At 33.3% G+C, this 16,552-nt stretch carries 16 protein-coding genes; 6 read left to right on the plus strand and 10 right to left on the minus strand.

All coding sequences use genetic code 11. The annotated features are described in order from the left end of the window. From AW14_RS05365 to tsaB, 4 genes are all read left to right on the plus strand, one after another. Window positions 1–1,245: an ABC transporter permease gene (locus tag AW14_RS05365; protein WP_044637887.1), complete on the plus strand. Its 1,245-nt coding sequence runs from the start codon at window positions 1–3 to the stop codon at window positions 1,243–1,245. Between the two features lie 96 nt (window positions 1,246–1,341). Further along, a complete protein-coding gene (locus AW14_RS05370) occupies window positions 1,342–2,460 on the plus strand; it encodes an efflux RND transporter periplasmic adaptor subunit (RefSeq protein ID WP_044637888.1) in 1,119 nt (372 codons plus the stop codon). 33 nt (window positions 2,461–2,493) lie between these two features. Continuing rightward, window positions 2,494–3,807, plus strand: a complete 1,314-nt coding sequence (locus tag AW14_RS05375; RefSeq protein WP_044637889.1) for a TolC family protein — start codon at window positions 2,494–2,496, stop codon at window positions 3,805–3,807. 2 nt (window positions 3,808–3,809) lie between these two features. Continuing rightward, the gene (gene tsaB / locus AW14_RS05380) at window positions 3,810–4,481 is read left to right on the plus strand and encodes a tRNA (adenosine(37)-N6)-threonylcarbamoyltransferase complex dimerization subunit type 1 TsaB (protein ID WP_044637890.1); all 672 of its coding nucleotides are present in this window, start codon (window positions 3,810–3,812) and stop codon (window positions 4,479–4,481) included. On the opposite strand, the gene AW14_RS05385 is transcribed toward tsaB, so the two are convergent. After that, a complete protein-coding gene (locus AW14_RS05385; RefSeq protein WP_245617619.1) occupies window positions 4,478–5,293 on the minus strand; it encodes a mechanosensitive ion channel family protein in 816 nt (271 codons plus the stop codon). The genes tsaB and AW14_RS05385 overlap by 4 nt on opposite strands. 180 nt (window positions 5,294–5,473) lie before the next feature. Further along, the gene (locus AW14_RS05390; RefSeq protein WP_044637891.1) at window positions 5,474–6,376 is read right to left on the minus strand and encodes a NifU family protein; all 903 of its coding nucleotides are present in this window, start codon (window positions 6,374–6,376) and stop codon (window positions 5,474–5,476) included. A gap of 166 nt (window positions 6,377–6,542) precedes the next feature. Here AW14_RS05390 and AW14_RS05395 point away from each other — a divergent pair, with 166 nt between their 5' ends. Together AW14_RS05395 and AW14_RS05400 are read left to right on the plus strand one after the other, a co-directional pair. Beyond that, window positions 6,543–7,547, plus strand: a complete 1,005-nt coding sequence (locus AW14_RS05395) for a PorP/SprF family type IX secretion system membrane protein (protein WP_044637892.1) — start codon at window positions 6,543–6,545, stop codon at window positions 7,545–7,547. A gap of 19 nt (window positions 7,548–7,566) precedes the next feature. Continuing rightward, window positions 7,567–8,082 (plus strand): gamma carbonic anhydrase family protein, encoded by a 516-nt coding sequence (locus AW14_RS05400; protein WP_044637893.1) that lies wholly within the window; start codon window positions 7,567–7,569, stop codon window positions 8,080–8,082. Between the two features lie 94 nt (window positions 8,083–8,176). Here the strand turns inward: AW14_RS05400 and murI are convergent, their stop codons facing one another. From murI to AW14_RS05440, 8 genes are all read right to left on the minus strand, one after another. Further along, on the minus strand, window positions 8,177–8,956 hold the full coding sequence (gene murI, locus AW14_RS05405) for a glutamate racemase (RefSeq protein WP_044637894.1): 780 nt from the start codon (window positions 8,954–8,956) through the stop codon (window positions 8,177–8,179). A 67-nt stretch (window positions 8,957–9,023) separates the two neighbouring features. Continuing rightward, complete coding sequence (locus AW14_RS05410) at window positions 9,024–9,530, minus strand: OmpH family outer membrane protein (protein WP_044637895.1); 507 nt, start codon at window positions 9,528–9,530, stop codon at window positions 9,024–9,026. Window positions 9,531–9,567: 37 nt separating this feature from the next. Further along, a complete protein-coding gene (locus tag AW14_RS05415; RefSeq protein WP_044639500.1) occupies window positions 9,568–10,569 on the minus strand; it encodes an OmpH family outer membrane protein in 1,002 nt (333 codons plus the stop codon). A 250-nt stretch (window positions 10,570–10,819) separates the two neighbouring features. Continuing rightward, window positions 10,820–13,423: an outer membrane protein assembly factor BamA gene (gene bamA / locus AW14_RS05420; protein ID WP_044639501.1), complete on the minus strand. Its 2,604-nt coding sequence runs from the start codon at window positions 13,421–13,423 to the stop codon at window positions 10,820–10,822. Then, window positions 13,395–14,135, minus strand: a complete 741-nt coding sequence (locus AW14_RS05425) for an isoprenyl transferase (protein ID WP_044637896.1) — start codon at window positions 14,133–14,135, stop codon at window positions 13,395–13,397. The genes bamA and AW14_RS05425 overlap by 29 nt, the downstream gene beginning before the upstream one ends. A gap of 1 nt (window position 14,136) precedes the next feature. Further along, window positions 14,137–14,823 (minus strand): type IX secretion system protein PorG, encoded by a 687-nt coding sequence (gene porG, locus AW14_RS05430; RefSeq protein WP_044637897.1) that lies wholly within the window; start codon window positions 14,821–14,823, stop codon window positions 14,137–14,139. A gap of 99 nt (window positions 14,824–14,922) precedes the next feature. Then, window positions 14,923–15,807: an NAD kinase gene (locus AW14_RS05435; RefSeq protein ID WP_044637898.1), complete on the minus strand. Its 885-nt coding sequence runs from the start codon at window positions 15,805–15,807 to the stop codon at window positions 14,923–14,925. Window positions 15,808–15,810: 3 nt separating this feature from the next. Then, window positions 15,811–16,470, minus strand: a complete 660-nt coding sequence (locus tag AW14_RS05440) for a CBS domain-containing protein (RefSeq protein WP_044637899.1) — start codon at window positions 16,468–16,470, stop codon at window positions 15,811–15,813. Window positions 16,471–16,552 lie beyond the last annotated feature (82 nt).

Raw genomic sequence — 16,552 nt, forward strand, 5'->3', positions numbered from 1 at the left:
ATGTTTAAATTTTTATTTGATAAAGATACATGGCAAGAGGTTTTTGATAGTTTAAGCAAAAATAAGCTTAGAACTATTTTAACCATGGTTGGTGTTTGGTGGGGTATTTTATTACTTATTGGATTATTGGGTTCTGCAAGAGGTTTAGAAAACTCATTTAACAGATTGTTTGGCGATTTTGCTACAAATAGTGTTTTTATTTGGGGACAAAGCACCAGTATGCCGTTTAAGGGCTTTCAAGAAGGACGAGAGGTTAAACTAACACTTTCTAATGCTAAAAAAATAGAAGAAAACGTTGAAGGCATTGAATTTGTTTTACCAAGAAGTCAAAAAAGTGTCGTTGCTACACGAAATTTTTTATCATCTGGACTTAGTATGGCAGGCGATTATCCGCTTCTAGATCAACTACAAAAGAAAAAATTAATAAATGGCAGATTTATCAATCAAAACGATATTGATAACAATAAAAAAGTTGTTGTTATTTCAGAAGATGCTTATAAACAACTATTTGAAAAAGATGAAAATGCTATTGGTAAGTACATAGACATTAACGGGATTAATTTCACCGTTGTAGGTGTTTTTGAAGTTGGCAACATTAATATGGGACCTTCTCAAGATATGCACATACCATTTACTACGTTTCAGCAAATTTACAACAGAGGCGATAGGATTGGATGGCTCATGATAACAGGAAGACAAGAATACAACATCAAACAAATAGAAACCGATGCCAAATTGTTGCTTAAAAATTTAAATAATATTCATCCTGAAGATAACCGAGCCTTTGGTAGTTTTAATTTAGGTAAAGAATTTGCGAAAATAACAGGCTTTTTAACCGGAATGCAGTTTTTAACATGGTTTGTAGGTATTGCAACCCTAATCGCCGGAGTTTTTGCCATAGGAAATATTCTTTTAATAACCGTTAAAGAACGTACCAAGGAAATAGGTGTGAGACGTGCCTTAGGAGCAACGCCGTTTGAAATTAAACGTCAAATTGTAGTTGAAGCCGTTTTTTTAACCTTAGTGGCTGGGCTCTTTGGTATTATAACAGGCGGATGGATTTTAATAGCCATCGATCATTTTTTTGGTCAAGGGCCAGAGGCAGCCATCGTTAATGCGTCTGTCTCCATTTTAGTGGTGTTTATCGCATTATTTATATTAGTCATTTTAGGAACTTTAATTGGGTTAATACCTGCATTTAAAGCCACAAGCATAAAACCAATAGAAGCATTAAGAGAAGAATAATCAATTAAAAAACAAACCTTTTTAAATCGATCGCAATGTCTTAAATCAAAATGATAACCCGGCATTCGACGAAATAGAAACTATTAGAACAATCAAATGAAAAAATCAGTTAAAATTATTTTAGGAATCGTCTTTTTAATTCTACTGTTAGTAGTATTGAAATATTTTAAAGATTCTAATTCTAAATCTATAGAAGATTTTAAAGTTGAAGAACCATTTTACACTTCAATAAATTCCAAAGTGGTTGCAACAGGAAAATTAAATCCAGAAGAAGAGATTGAATTAAAACCACAAATTTCGGGGATTGTAGATAAAATTTTTGTTGAAGAAGGCGATGTAGTTAAAAAAGGCGATTTAATAGCTAAAATTAGAGTAGTGCCTAACGAACAAAGCATGGCAAGTGCAAAAAGTAGAATAGCCTCGTCTAATTTATCGTATAAAAATGCCGAAACACTATATAAAAGAAATAAAGCATTGTTTGAAAAAGGGGTTATTTCACAACAAGATTTCGAAAACAGCGAGTTATCTTTTAATCAAGCAAGAGAAACTTTAAATCAGGCACAAAACGATTATCAAATTATTAAGCAGGGGTCTTTATCTGGCGGAAGTTCGGCAAATACCAACATTGTCGCTCAAATACAGGGAACTATTTTAGAGATTCCTGTGCGTGAGGGCGACCAGGTAATTGAAAGTAATAATTTTAATGCAGGAACCACTATTGCTACCATTGCAGATATGAGTTTGATGATTTTTGAAGGAAAAGTTGATGAAGCCGAAGTTGGTAAAATTAAAGAAGGTAAAGAAATTAAAGTTGTTTTGGGTGCCATTTCCGGACAAGATTTTCCAGCAAAATTAACCTTTATAGCTCCTAAAGGTGTCGAAGAAAATGGCGCCGTACAGTTTACAATTAAAGCCGATGTAAAAGTTGAAACAGCAAAAAATATCCGAGCGGGTTACAGTGCCAATGCCGAGATAGAAATTGAAGCGAAAGACAGCGTTCTTGCTATTCGTGAGGCATTATTGCAGTACAATAGAATTACCGAAAAACCTTTTGTTGAAATTCAAGAAGGTGATGGAAAATATAAAAAAGTGGATGTCGAGTTGGGTCTGTCTGATGGTATAAATGTTGAAATTACTGAAGGTGTTAAAAAAGGAGACAAAATAAAAGTTTGGAATAAGGCCTCTGAAGACGACGATAAAAATGAAAATAATTAGGCATAACGCTAGAATTTAAAAGCATTAAATATTATGAAACAATTTTTAATAATGATACTATGCATTAGCGCTAGCCTTCAAGCTCAAGAAAATATTTGGACATTAGAAGCCTGTGTGAATCATGCGTTAGAAAACAACATAACCATTAAAAGAGCCGAAAATACTTTGCTAAGTAATGAACAAGATGTTATTGCATCTCGAGGTAATTTTTTACCATCGTTAGGAGCAAATGTATCGCAGTCGCTTAGTTTAGGTCAGTCTGAAGTCTTTGCTGGAAATTTTGTAAACAGAACATTTCACTCAACAAATGCCAGTATTAACGTGTCTCAAAGTGTTTTTAACGGATTTAGAAATACGTATCTATACAAGCAATCTCAGTTAAATTTAGAAACCAATACGCTCGAATTACAACGTATTAAAGACGATATTTCCTTAAATGTTGTAAATGCTTATTTAAACGTTTTGTTTAATAAAGAAAACCTGGAAACAGCTAAATTTCAATATGAGTTCAGCAAAAAACAGCTGGAACAAGTTAAAAGTTTAGTGGATGCTGGCGTACAACCTAGAGCCAATATTTACGATACCGAAGCAACCTTGAGTAATGATGCACAAAATCTAACAGTTGCCGAGAACAACGTTAATTTAGCGCTGCTTACCTTATCTCAATTATTACAAGTTCCTTTTGAAGGTTTCGATGTGAAACTTATAGAAGTAGACAGCCCATCTGAAGCCATTTTATATAACAATGTAAAACCCGTTTTAGAGTATGCTTTACAAAACAGAAACGAGGTTAAAGTAGCCGAAAAGCAGGTAGAAAATGCCGAAATTGGTACGCAAATATCAAAATCTGGGTATATGCCATCTGTGTCTTTTGGTTACGGATTTAACTCGGGAGCAAATTTTTCAAATCTTACTAATTCTGCTTCATTTTTTAGTCAGATTAACGAAAATAAAGGACATAGTTTTAATCTGGGTGTCAATATTCCTATTTTCTCCAGATTTCAAAATAAAACAGCCGTAGCAAAATCTAAAGTTCAAGAAGCTAATAGTAAACTTAATTTAGAACAGGCGAAATTAGATTTAGAATCTAATATTCAACGTGCTTTTACCGATGCACAAGCTGCTTTTAAAACTTTCGATGCTTCTAAAAAATCGTTAGCAGCACAGGAATTAGCATTTAAAAATTCAACAGAGCGCTATAACATTGGTAGTATGACGTCTTTTGATTTAGATCAGGCGAGGGTTCGACTTATAAATGCTCAGTCTTCTTTAATTAAAGCGAAGTATGATTTTGTTTTTAAGACAAAAGTTTTAGACTTTTACATGGGAAAATCTTTAACTAATTAATTTTGGCTTTAATTCTTAGCATAGAAACAGCAACAACCAATTGTTCGGTAGCAATCTCGAAAGACGGAAAAACCATCGTCTTAAAAGAAGATAATAACAAAAACTACTCGCATGCCGAAAGTTTACACGTTTTTATCGATTCGGTTTTAAAGGCATCAGATATAAACCCTAAAGCTTTAGATGCGGTTGCGGTAAGCAAAGGTCCGGGGTCTTATACGGGTTTGCGTATTGGTGTTTCGGCAGCAAAAGGCTTGTGTTTTGCGTTAAATAAGCCGTTAATTTCGGTTTCTACATTGCATGCTTTGGCGCATCAGGTAAAGAATCCCGATGGGGTTATAGTATCGATGTTAGATGCTCGTAGAATGGAAGTTTATTCTGCTATATACGATTCAAATTACAATGAAATTAGAGCCATAGAAGCTCAGATTTTAGATGAAAACGCTTTCGCGGAATATCTCAATCAAGGTAAAGTTTATTTTGTTGGTAATGGCGTTGAAAAAACGAAAGCAATTATAAACCACCCAAATGCTGTTTTTTTAGATAATACATTGCCATCGGCTAACGAAATGAGTGCCTTGGCATTTAATAAATATAAAATAAGCGACACCGAAGATGTCGCTTATTTTGAACCTTATTATTTAAAAGATTTTGTGGCTTTAAAATCTAAATCTTAAGCATTTTTTCTTATTTCAACTTGGTGCGGATACGGAATTTCAATTCCTGCTGCATCCAGAGCTTCTTTAATATTTTCGGTAGTTTCGAAGTAAACAGTCCAGTAATCTTCACTTTTACACCAAGGTCTTACAGCAAAATTTACAGAGCTATCTGCCAGTTCTAAAACATTTACGGTAGGAGCAGGTGTGTCAATAATTTTAGGGTTAGATGTAAGTACATTCATTAACACATCTTTAGTTTGCTTAATATTAGCATCGTAACTAACACCAATAACTAAATCTACACGGCGTGTACCTTCGGTTGTGTAATTAACAATATTACCATTTGAAAGCGACCCGTTAGGTATTATAATTTCTTTGTTAGAAAGTCCTGTTAGTTTTGTTGTAAAAATTTCAATTTGTTTTACCACACCAATTTCACCTTGAGCTTCAATTAAATCGCCAATTTTAAAAGGTTTAAAAATCATTAATAAAACACCACCAGCAAAGTTTCCTAGAGAGCCCTGTAGTGCTAAACCAACCGCTAAACCAGCAGCTGCAATAATAGCGGCAAAGGATGTTGTTGGAACGCCTAAGGTGCCTAAAAGCGTAATAATTAATAAAATTCTTAACCCCCAACCTAAAAGGTTTGTTAAGAATTTTTGAAGACTTTCATCGTAATTAGCCTTACTCATTATTTTTTTGGAACCCTTCAAAATATATTTTATTAACCAGGTACCAATTATCCAAATAAGAATCGCTCCAATAATTTTTAATCCATATTCAGTTGCTAATGCAATCCATTTTTCAGAGTCCATGTTTTCTAAATTCATAAGTTTCATATTTTTTATTTACTTCAAAAATATTAACTATAATAGACTTTATTAAGGAAAACGCAAGAAAATATTTCAATTTTCAATTTTACAGCTCTAATTATATTTTAAAATTTGAATTTTTTACAAAAAAAAATAGCGCTTAATTTAAGCGCTATTTAAATTTTAAAATACGGAATATTATCCGTTTATAGCTTCTACGGTTTCAACTTTTCCATGAAGCATTTCTTTTAACATGTTTTCAATACCACTTTTTAAGGTATAGGTAGAAGATGGACAGCCACTACAAGCACCCTGAAGCATAACGCTTACATTTTTACTTTCGGCATCGTAAGAAATAAACTGGATATTACCACCATCGCTGGCAACAGCTGGTTTAACATATTCTTCCAGAATATTTATAATTTCTTTAGAGGTGTCGTCTAAACTTTCAAAATGGCTATCTATCTGTTCTGTCGATTTCTTTAAAGTTTCGGCAGCTTCGGGTAATACAATATCTTTGCCTTGTTCAATAAAAACTTTAATAAATTCACGTAATTCTATGGTTATGTCTTGCCATTCAGCAATGTCATATTTTGTAATAGACACGTAGTTTTCTTCAATAAAAACACTTTTAACAAAAGGAAAGTGAAATAATTCTGTTGCCAGTGGCGATAATTTAGCTTCGTCGATAGAAGTAAATTCAAAAAGCGTGTTTACAATTTTTTTGTTAGCAACAAATTTCATTACAGAGGGGTTTGGGGTGCTTTCTGCATAAACAGTTACAGGTACTTTTTTAGGCTGCGCGGCTTCTTCTATTATAATGCCACCATCGTTTAAGTAAGCCTCTATTTGTTCGGCAACTTCATCTTGAACTTCTGGCCATTCTACAATATTATATCGCTCTACAGCTATAAAATTTCCAGAGATATAAACCTTTTTTACAAAAGGTAAAAAGAATAACTGTTGCGCTAACGGAGCAGATTTTGCTTCGTCGATATTGTTAAATTCATAACTTTCGTGTTTAGTTATAAACTGGTTAATTTCAAATTTAACAATACTATTATTGGTGGTTTCTCTAACCGAAACTTTGAAACTTTTCATTTTAGCTAATTTTTTACAAAAATACTAAAAGAAAACTTTAGATATCCATATATTTGATAATTGTTGCCTTTTTAAGGTTTAAATAACAGTGTCGTTATTTTATTAATTATGAAATTTTTTAATAAATAAAACGTTTGTTGTAATACAAACATTTTGAGTCGTATTTATGAAATTTAAAAACATATTTTTAACAGTTATAGCCATAATAAGTGCTCAAATTGTAACGTCTCAGGAGGGACTACCTATTTACACAGATTACCTTACCGATAATTATTATTTAATTCACCCATCAATGGCTGGAGCTGCCAATTGTGCTAAGGTTCGGTTAACAGCCAGACAGCAATGGTTTGGTCATGAAGATGCACCAAGATTAATGACATTAAGTATTAATGGCCGTATAGGCGATACGCCATCGGCAGTTGGAGGTATTCTTTTTAAAGATAAAAATGGGTATCATTCTCAAAATGGGGCTTATGTAACTTATGCACATCATTTAATGTTTTCCCGAAGTGAAGTCGATTTAAATATGCTGTCTTTCGGATTAAGCGCGGGCGTTATACAATACCGCTTAGACGAAACAACATTCCCATCAGACGGGTTCGACCCGGGAATTGACGGTATTGTACAAAATGCTACAAATTTTAATATGGATTTTGGGTTTTCATACCAATATCTCGATTTTTATGCCCACGGAACCATAAAAAATGTATTAAAAAATTCTGGCGTTAATAACGATATTGAAATAACTAGCAATCTTAGACGCTTTTTGCTTTCTCTAGGTTATGTTTACAGTAAATTTGGTAGCGAATGGAGTTACGAACCGTCAATAATGTATCAATATAAAGATGGTACAAAAGAATCTTCAATCGATTTAAATGCCAAGGTTTATAAACAAATGGATTTCGGAAAAATCTGGGGCGGTTTATCCTTTAGAAAAAGTTTCGATGGCGCCGAGTATTTTAATGATTCTGGTTCAATCGAGAGCCAGAAACTACAACAAATAACACCCATACTTGGCGTAAATTACAATCAATTTATGTTCGCTTACAATTATACCTACCAGTCTAATGCCATAGTTTTTACAAACGGCGGCTTTCATCAGTTCACTTTAGGATATAATTTTGGCTGCAAACGCGAAAAATACAGTTGTAATTGCCCTGCAGTAAACTAGAACATTTTAAATTTTTATTATGCCTGTTATAAAACCTGTAAACGGAATCTCTCCAGAACTTCCAGACGATTGTTATATTGCCGAAAACGCTACCATTGTTGGTAATGTAAAAGCTGGCTCACAATGTAGTGTATGGTTTAATGCGGTCATTAGAGGCGATGTAAATTCAATTACCATGGGCAATAAGGTAAATGTTCAAGATGGCGCTGTAATTCATGCCACCTATTTAACCGCGCCTACAACCATTGGAAACAACGTTTCTATTGGTCATAATGCCATTGTTCACGGTTGCACCATACACGATAATGTTTTGGTGGGCATGGGCAGTATTATCATGGATCATTGCGTTATAGAAAGTAATAGTATTATCGCAGCAGGAGCCGTAGTTACGCAAAATACGCGAGTAGAATCTGGCAGCATTTATGCAGGCGTACCAGCAAAAAAAGTAAAGGATATTAGCGAGGAACTCATCTCCGGACAAATAGATAGAATTGCCAATAATTATATAAAGTATTCAAGCTGGTTTAAAGAATAGGGCGTTACCACAAGGGTCGCGCTTTACACTATATCTTTTTCTCGTACCTCAAAAAAGGATGCCGTTTCAATCGCTAACGCAAATGCGAGTACCATTAAAATTTTAAATATTCAACAAGATATTTATTACCCAATAAGCTAGCCATTACTTCAGGATTTCCATTTGTAAAAAATTTATTTTCAGAAGGTGTTAAACGGGTATTTAATAATACATGTCTCTCTAAAATAGCTTTGGTTTGTCGCGCCACAGCTTCACCAGAGTCTATTATTTTTACATGTTTTGGTAGCAATTCTAATAAAATAGGCATTAAATAGGGGTAGTGTGTACAACCTAAAACCAAATAATCAATATGAGCATCAATCATAGGTTTTAAATAGACTTTTAAAAGGTTTTTTAAAGCATCAGAGAATAAGTTGCCACTTTCAATAAGTTCTACAATACCATCTCCAACTTGTTCAATTACTTTTATATTATTGGTAAATAAGCTGGAAGTTTTAGAAAACAATTCGCTGCTTAAAGTACCTTTGGTTGCTAAAATACCAATAGCTTGAGTTTTACTTTGTAACGCAGCGGGTTTAATGGCTGGTTCTATGCCAATAAAAGGGATGTTATAGTTTTCTCTTAAAATACTTATAGCGTTTGTTGTTGCTGTGTTGCAGGCTACAACAATGAGTTTGCAATTTTGCTTTATAAGGTATTCGGTGTTTTTAATGCTTAAATTAATAATAGCCTCTTTACCCTTTGGACCATAAGGCGCATTGGAACTATCGGCCAAATAAATACAATTTTCATGGGGTAGTAATGCATGGATTTCTCTCCAAATAGAAGTGCCACCAACACCAGAATCGAAAATGCCAATAGGTTGTGTATTCATAGTTTAACAAAAATAAAAAAGCTGCCTTTTAAAAAGCAGCTTTCTATATAATTTATTTGTGTTTAAATTAGATGCCTAAAGACTTCTTAACATCGTCAAGTAAGTTTTTACCATCTGCTAAAATAGTTACACCTTGAGCAGAATCTAAAACATAATCAAAACCTTGAGCTCTAGCAACTTTTAAAATAGCAGCTTTAGCTTTTTCTGTAATTGGTTTTAATAAATCAAGTTCTTTTTTTTGTAAATCTTTTTGAGCGTCTGCTTGAAATTGTTGAATACGTTGTTGTTTTTCTTGAATTTCCTGACCTCTTTTAGCATTTTCTTCCTCTGTTTTCGTAGGAGCTTCTGCTTCGTATTGTTTTAATAAATTTTGAAACTCTGTAACAGAATTTTGAATATCTGTTTGATACGTTTTACTTAAAGTTTCTAATTGTGCTTGAGCCGCTTTCATTTCAGGCATAGCAGTAATTAATTCTTGTGTATTTATATGCGCAACTTTACTTTGAGCTGTTGTAAAACTAACAGATCCAATAATTAATGCTGTAGCTAATAAAAGGGTTTTTAATTGTTTCATTTTTAAATAGTGTTAATGTGTGTTATAAATTGTTTTTTTAATTGTTTATAGTGTCTTTTGCTTTTTGTCTTGCGTCTAAAATAGCTTGTTTTCTTGCTTCTAATTCTTTTTTTCTGGCCTCGCGTTCGGCTAATTTTTTAAGTCTGTTCTCTTCAATTAACTGTGCTCTTGTTTTTGTTGGTTCTGCATCGGTTTTAGAAGTTTGGGTAGCAGTGTTTTCTACTGTACCTGCTTCTGTTTCGCCTTGTGTTACAGAATTTCTAGCATCTAATTTCGCTTGTTTAGCTTTTTCGCGTTCCTCTAATATTTTTAATCTTCTAGCCTCGGCTTCTTGTTTTTTAGCTTCACGAGCATCTAAAATTTCTTGTCTTCGTTTTTCTATAGCACTCTCGCGTTCGGCTTTTTTAGCTTCTAATGCTTTTTCGCGTTCTTCTAATTCGTAATTAATCTCTGGAATTAATTCTTCAGCTTCTGCAGCTTTTCGTTCTGCTTTATTGGTAACTTGAGTGCGTTTCGATGTTCTTGAAATGCTTCGTATTATCTGTTCACTTAAATCGAAGCGTTTTTCAGAATATAACATCACTGCATCCGATGATTTATCAAAAATAAAATCATATTGTTTTTTTGATGCAATGTCTTGTACCGCAGCAAAAATTTGATCTTGTATGGGCTGCATCAGTTGTTTTTTCTGTAAAAACAAATCGCCATTTGGACCAAAACGTTTTTGTTGATAGTCCAATATCTCTTTTTCTTCAAAAGCAATATCTTCATCACGCTCATCAATCAATTCCTTTGTTAAAAGGGCTTTCTCGTTACTTAAGTCTTTTCTTTTTTGCTCTATAGCACTTAATTTCGAGTCTATTTCGTTTTTCCATTTAACAGCTTTGGCATTTAATTGGGCGGTGGCTTCTTGGTATTCTGGAACGTTCTCTAAAATATACTCGGTATCTATATAGCCAATACGAACGCCTCTTTGAGCATGCGATGTTAGGCTTATTAAGGAAATTAAAGTCAGTAAAAAAAGAACGTTTTTTTTCATGTGTTTAATCATATTACTACTAGTTATCACACGAAACTTACAATTATTAGGCTTTTTTATATTTAATGTTTTTAATAATGTTCGTTTCATCTGTTTAAATTCTGTTGGTTATAATTTCTTAAAACGACGATTAATAAGATTTATTCTGTCTATTCAAGGAATTATGTTTTCAAAATTAACGAATTTTATTATTAAATTTTTATTTCTTTCCTAATACTCAAATTAATATTAGAAAATATCGTGCCAAAAATTAAAATTGTTGTCCAATAATAAAATGTGTTTGCCAACCACTCTTAACAGTGTCTCCAGGAACTGGGTCGAAACCATGACCAAAATCGATACCTAGTAAACCAAATGCAGGCATGAAAATACGAATACCTAAACCTGCAGAACGTTTAAGATTAAACGGATTATAATCTCTAAAACTGTTGTAAGCAGTACCACCTTCTAAAAAGCTTAAAGCATATATTTTAGCCGATGCTTTTAAGGTAATAGGATATCTTAACTCTAATGAGAATTTGTTATAAATAGTTGCACCATCGTTTGAAACTTGTCCAGTTATACTATTTATAGGCTGAATAGATTGGTTTGGATACCCGCGTAAAGCAATAGCTTCACGACCATCAATACTAAAATTTCCAAGACCATCACCTCCTAAAAAGAATCGTTCGAAAGGAATAACACCTCTAGCATTGTTATAAGCTCCTAAAAAACCAAATTCTACACTAGGTCTTAAAACTAAATCTTTTGCTACTTGTGTATACCATTCGCCTTTAAAGTTTACTTTGTAAAATTCTAACCATTTATAGCGCTCTTGATCGATACGAGCAACCTCTTCGAAATCACCATTTGTATCTGCTATAGCTCTGTCTTCTTCTAATTGATCGTAATCTTCACCATCAAATAATGAATATGGTAACGACATTTTCGCGGTTACACTAAATCTAGAACCTCCTGTTGGATAAATAGGGTCGATGTTGGTGTTATCTCTACTTAATCCTACGGTATAGGATAAATTGTTAGCATAACCATCACCAAATGTAAATAAACCTGTGTTATAATTATTTAAATCGTAACGCTGGAAGCTTAAAGCTTGCGACAAAGTAAAATAATCGTCTGGTACTCTTAAACGTTTGGCTAAACCTACAGTTACACCTGTAATATTAAAACTTTTAGATTTATCAGCATTACCAGTTAAACCATCAAATAGAAACTGTTTTGTGTGCGATATAGATGTCGAGAACTGTACTGGGCGTTTACCTCCTAACCAAGGTTCTGAGAACGAAAAACTATAAGTTTGAAAAAAGCGGCTTGCCTGTAATCGTAATGCTAGTTTTTGACCGTCTCCCATAGGGATTGGTTTATAGGCATCTTTTTTGAAAATGTCTTTTATAGAAAAGTTATTAAACGACAAACCTAAAGTACCAATAAAACCACCACCACCGTAGCCTCCTTGAAGCTCTATTTGGCTCGATCCTGTTTCTTTAACAGAATATTGCATATCGATAGTTCCTTCGTTTGGATTAGGGTTTATAAAGTCTGGTGAAATTTCTTGAGCATCAAAAAATCCTAGTTGCCCTAATTCACGTACCGTACGAACAACCATGGCTTTGCTGTATAACTGCCCCGGGCGTGTGCGTATTTCACGATAAATAACATGGTCGTTGGTTTTATCGTTACCAACTACCGATACACTATTAAAATATGCCGGTTTACCTTCGGTTATTCTAATTTCCATATCGATAACATTGTTATCGGCACTTACTTCAACAGGGTTAATACTAGAGAATAAATACCCGTTATTTTGATATAAGTTGGTTATGTCGTCTCCGTCTGGTTTTGTTTGGTCTGCTAAGCGTTTTTGTAAAAGTACCCCATTATAGGTGTCTCCTTTATTAATACGCAGCATACGTGTTAGTTGCTGATTTGTATAAACGGTGTTTCCAATAAAATTGATGTTTCCAAAAGTGTATTTTTCTCCTTCTTCTAAATTGATTTTAAGCGTAATGCTTTTATCATCGTTTACAATAATACTATCAGAAATAACACGAGCATCTCTATAGCCGTTTTCTTTGTATCTATCTATTAAACTAACTAAATCTTCTTTGTAGTCTGCTTCAATATATTTCGATCGTTTTAAGAGTCTAATAGGATTTTTTTGTTTGGTGTTTTTCATACTTTTTCTAAGCTTTTTCTCACTTAAAATTGTATTTCCATCAAATATAATATGATCAATTTTTACTTTTTCACCTTTATCAATATTTAATACCATGTTAACTCGCGATGTTTGTACAGAGTCTTTAACATCGATGGTATTTATATAAACTTTAGCATTATAGAAACCTTCTTTTTTGTATTTATTGGTGAGGTAGTTTTTTGTAGTTGTTATAAGGTTTTCGGTAACTTTAACCCCTTTATCAAGTTTATTGTCTTTAATGATTTCTTCAAATTTAGATTTTTTTACCCCATTAATTTTAAGTTCGTTAAGTTGGGGTAAGTCTGAAAGTCTTATTTCTAAAAAAGCAACATCACCTTCAATTTTAGTGATGTAAACTTCAATATCACTAAACAGTTTAGAGTTCCATAATTTTTTAATGGCAGCCCCGATATCTTCACCGGGAATATTCATTTCGGCACCTTTTCTTAATCCAGAATAAGTAATGATGGTTTGTTCGCTAAATGAAGTATTTCCTGCTACTGTAATATCTCCTAGTGTATATTTTTTACCATTACTATAAGGTAAGTCTTGTGCAGTGGTACTAATGCTAACAGCTAAAAGCAATAGTGTTAAGCAGTGTTTTAAAAATTTTGTCAAAGGTATTATATTAACTGAGTTGTTCACTTGTTTTCCCAAATCGTCGTTCTCTTTTTTGATATTCAATAATAGCTTCGTATAAATGCTGTTTGGTAAAATCGGGCCATAAAATGCTCGTAAAATACAATTCAGCATATGCAATTTGCCAAAGTAAAAAATTACTTATGCGTTGCTCTCCACTAGTTCTAATAAGCAGGTCTACATCTGGTAAATTTTGCGTGTAAAGATGCTCATTTATAATTGATTCATCAATTATTTCGGGCGAAATTATATTATTTTTAACTTTAATACTAATCTCTTTAACAGTATTTATTAATTCTTCCCGAGATCCATAGCTTAAAGCCAGCGTTAAAGTCATTCTATTATTTTGGCTGGTTTGGTCCATTACCTCATGGAGTTCTTTAGAAACATTGTTAGGTAAGGTATTTAAATTGCCAATGGCAGAAAGTTTTATATTGTTGTCCTGAAGCGTTTTAATTTCTTTTTTAAGTGCAGAAACTAACAGCTTCATTAGGGTTTGTACTTCTAGTTTTGGTCTGTTCCAGTTTTCGGTAGAGAAGGCGTATAAAGTTAAATTTTCAATGCCTAGTTCGGCACAAGCTTCAACAACTTCTCGAACAGATTTTGTGCCATTTTCATGACCAAAAGCGCGCATCATGCCTTTTTGTTTTGCCCAACGCCCGTTGCCATCCATAATTATGGCGATGTGTTTTGGTAATTTATTATCGAGAACGTGTGCTTTTAAATTCATTTTAATTGAAACAGTAACATGGATTTTCTCCAAAGGTATAAGTTAAGGTTATTCCTGTAAACATATACCAATCATTATTATTAATATTTCCAAATCTGTACGGTTGGTTTTCTGGTTTACTTGGTAGGCTTCCGTCTAATTCGTCTGAAAACGTGTAACGGGCACCAATTTCTATACCTAAAATAAAACCTTCCACAAAAGATGTTTTAAAACCTAAGCCCATAGGAATTCCAAAGGCCCAGCTAGAGGCATTTTCGTTGGTTTGCACCCCGTTTAAAAAGTAATGGTTGTCGTGGTGAGCACCGGAAATGCCTGCAAATAAATAAGGTGTTGCTACTTTAGTTCCAGAATGCAAGTTGAAATCTACAAACGTAAATTCCATACCTATTGAAAGTTCTAATATGTTGGAATTAAATTCATAACCACGTTGAATGCGTCTGGGATCGTCTGAATTTGTATCGATACCTTCTAGTTCACTAAAAATAATCGATGCTCTGTAGGAGTGTCTTTTACTGCGATTCCATTTATAAATACCACCAAACGCAAATTGATTGGGAGCAATATAATCGGTAGCGCCCACATCTCCAATAAAGTTACTTCCGCCTAAAAAAACGCCTAGTTCATTTATTTGAGAATGACTTATTTGAATGCTTAAAACGCTTAATATCAATACTATTAAATACCTCATAAATGTTAGAAAGTTTGCAAATATAATAAATATGATGAGCCTAAGGCCATTTGATTTAAATTGTATTAGTGTAAAACTAAATTTATAAGGAAATATTGTTTAATTTCTGTTGTCTTCACCCCAAAGCAGCTTTTTTCTTAGCGTGCCCAAGAAACTTTCATTTAAAAGGTCTATCATTTTAATTTTAAAATCGGCTTTTTTAATGGTAATTAAAGTACCATTATCTAGGGTTGCAATGCGAGAATCTAATGAAACCAAGTGGTTGTCTTCGCGGCCTGAAACACGTAGTTTTATTTCTGTAGAATCGGGTATTATTAAAGGTCGCGCACTTAAGTTGTGTGGTGCAATTGGCGTTAATATAAAACTATTGGTATCTGGCGTTATAACGGGGCCACCGCAACTTAAGGAGTATCCGGTAGAGCCCGTTGGAGTAGAAATTATGAGTCCGTCGCTCCAATACGATGTTAAATACTCATCGTTTAAATGCGTTTCTACGGTAATCATCGAGGTTGTATTTTTACGGCTTACAGCAATTTCGTTTAAGGCAAAGTTTAATTCTGTTATTGTTTCGTTCTCGGGCGATGTTTCTATAGATAATAAACTGCGCTCTGATATTTTATATTTACCATCAATTATATTTTGAATGGCTTTTTCAATTTGATCGACTTGTATGGTAGCTAAAAAGCCGAGGCGCCCGGTATTAATTCCAATAATGGGAATGCCTATATCTTTAACAAAAACTATAGCTCTTAAAATAGTACCATCGCCACCAATACTTACCAAAAGGTCGAAAGATTTATCTAAGGTATCGAAGGTTTTAAACGCGCGGTAATCGTCAATATTTGGTGATTCTTTTTTAATGATGTTGAAAAACTCTGTTTCAATGTAGGCATCAATATTTTTTTCTAGTAAAAAACTAAATAAACGTTCTACAGATATGGTTGTAGTTGCATTGTAAAATCGACCAAATACGGCAATCTTCATAAATTAAATGTTTAAATATTTGTTTAGGTAATCCGATCGGTCTTTTAAACTCTCGATATAGCTATCTTCTTCATGTTCAGAAATGATGTTATAACTGTAGCGTCTTAAGTGTTGAATGATCTCGTTTAGGCCTAAGCTTCCAATTTTTAATGTAATTTGAACCAAATCGGAAGTCATATTAGAAATAAAAGCGCCTAATAATTTTCCGTTGTTCGATTCTACAATCTGGCTAATTTCACTAAATGAGTAATCATTAATACCTTTTTCTACCACAATTACACCGCCAGCTTCCGCAAAAAACGGTGTTTCGCTAAATAAACTAATAATATCATTAAGTTCGAAATAGCCTAAATATTCGTTTTTATCGTTTAAAACAGGAAGAATATTTGTCGAATTCTTCGCAAAGGCTTCAATAACATCTAACCATTGTGTTGTATCCCTAACAAAAAAATCTTCAATAGCATATTGGTATTCTGCAAGCGATTTGTTACTCTCGAAACAATGGGCATCGGTTTCAGAAAAACTACCCATAAAAACATTATTGCTATCTTTAATAGGAATATGGGTAAACGTAAGCTGATTAAACAAAAGTTGTAAATCACTTATTTTACTACTTCTGTCAAGTGGTTTTATATCGTTAATAATGTATTCAGATAAATTCATTATGATCCTTGTTATAGCTATGCAAATTAATCAAAAAAAAAGTACATAAGCCTGTTCTACTTTGTATTTTTGTCTTTTAAAA

The sequence above is a fragment of the Siansivirga zeaxanthinifaciens CC-SAMT-1 genome (assembly GCF_000941055.1).
In the GTDB taxonomy this organism is placed as follows: Bacteria; Bacteroidota; Bacteroidia; order Flavobacteriales; family Flavobacteriaceae; genus Siansivirga; species Siansivirga zeaxanthinifaciens.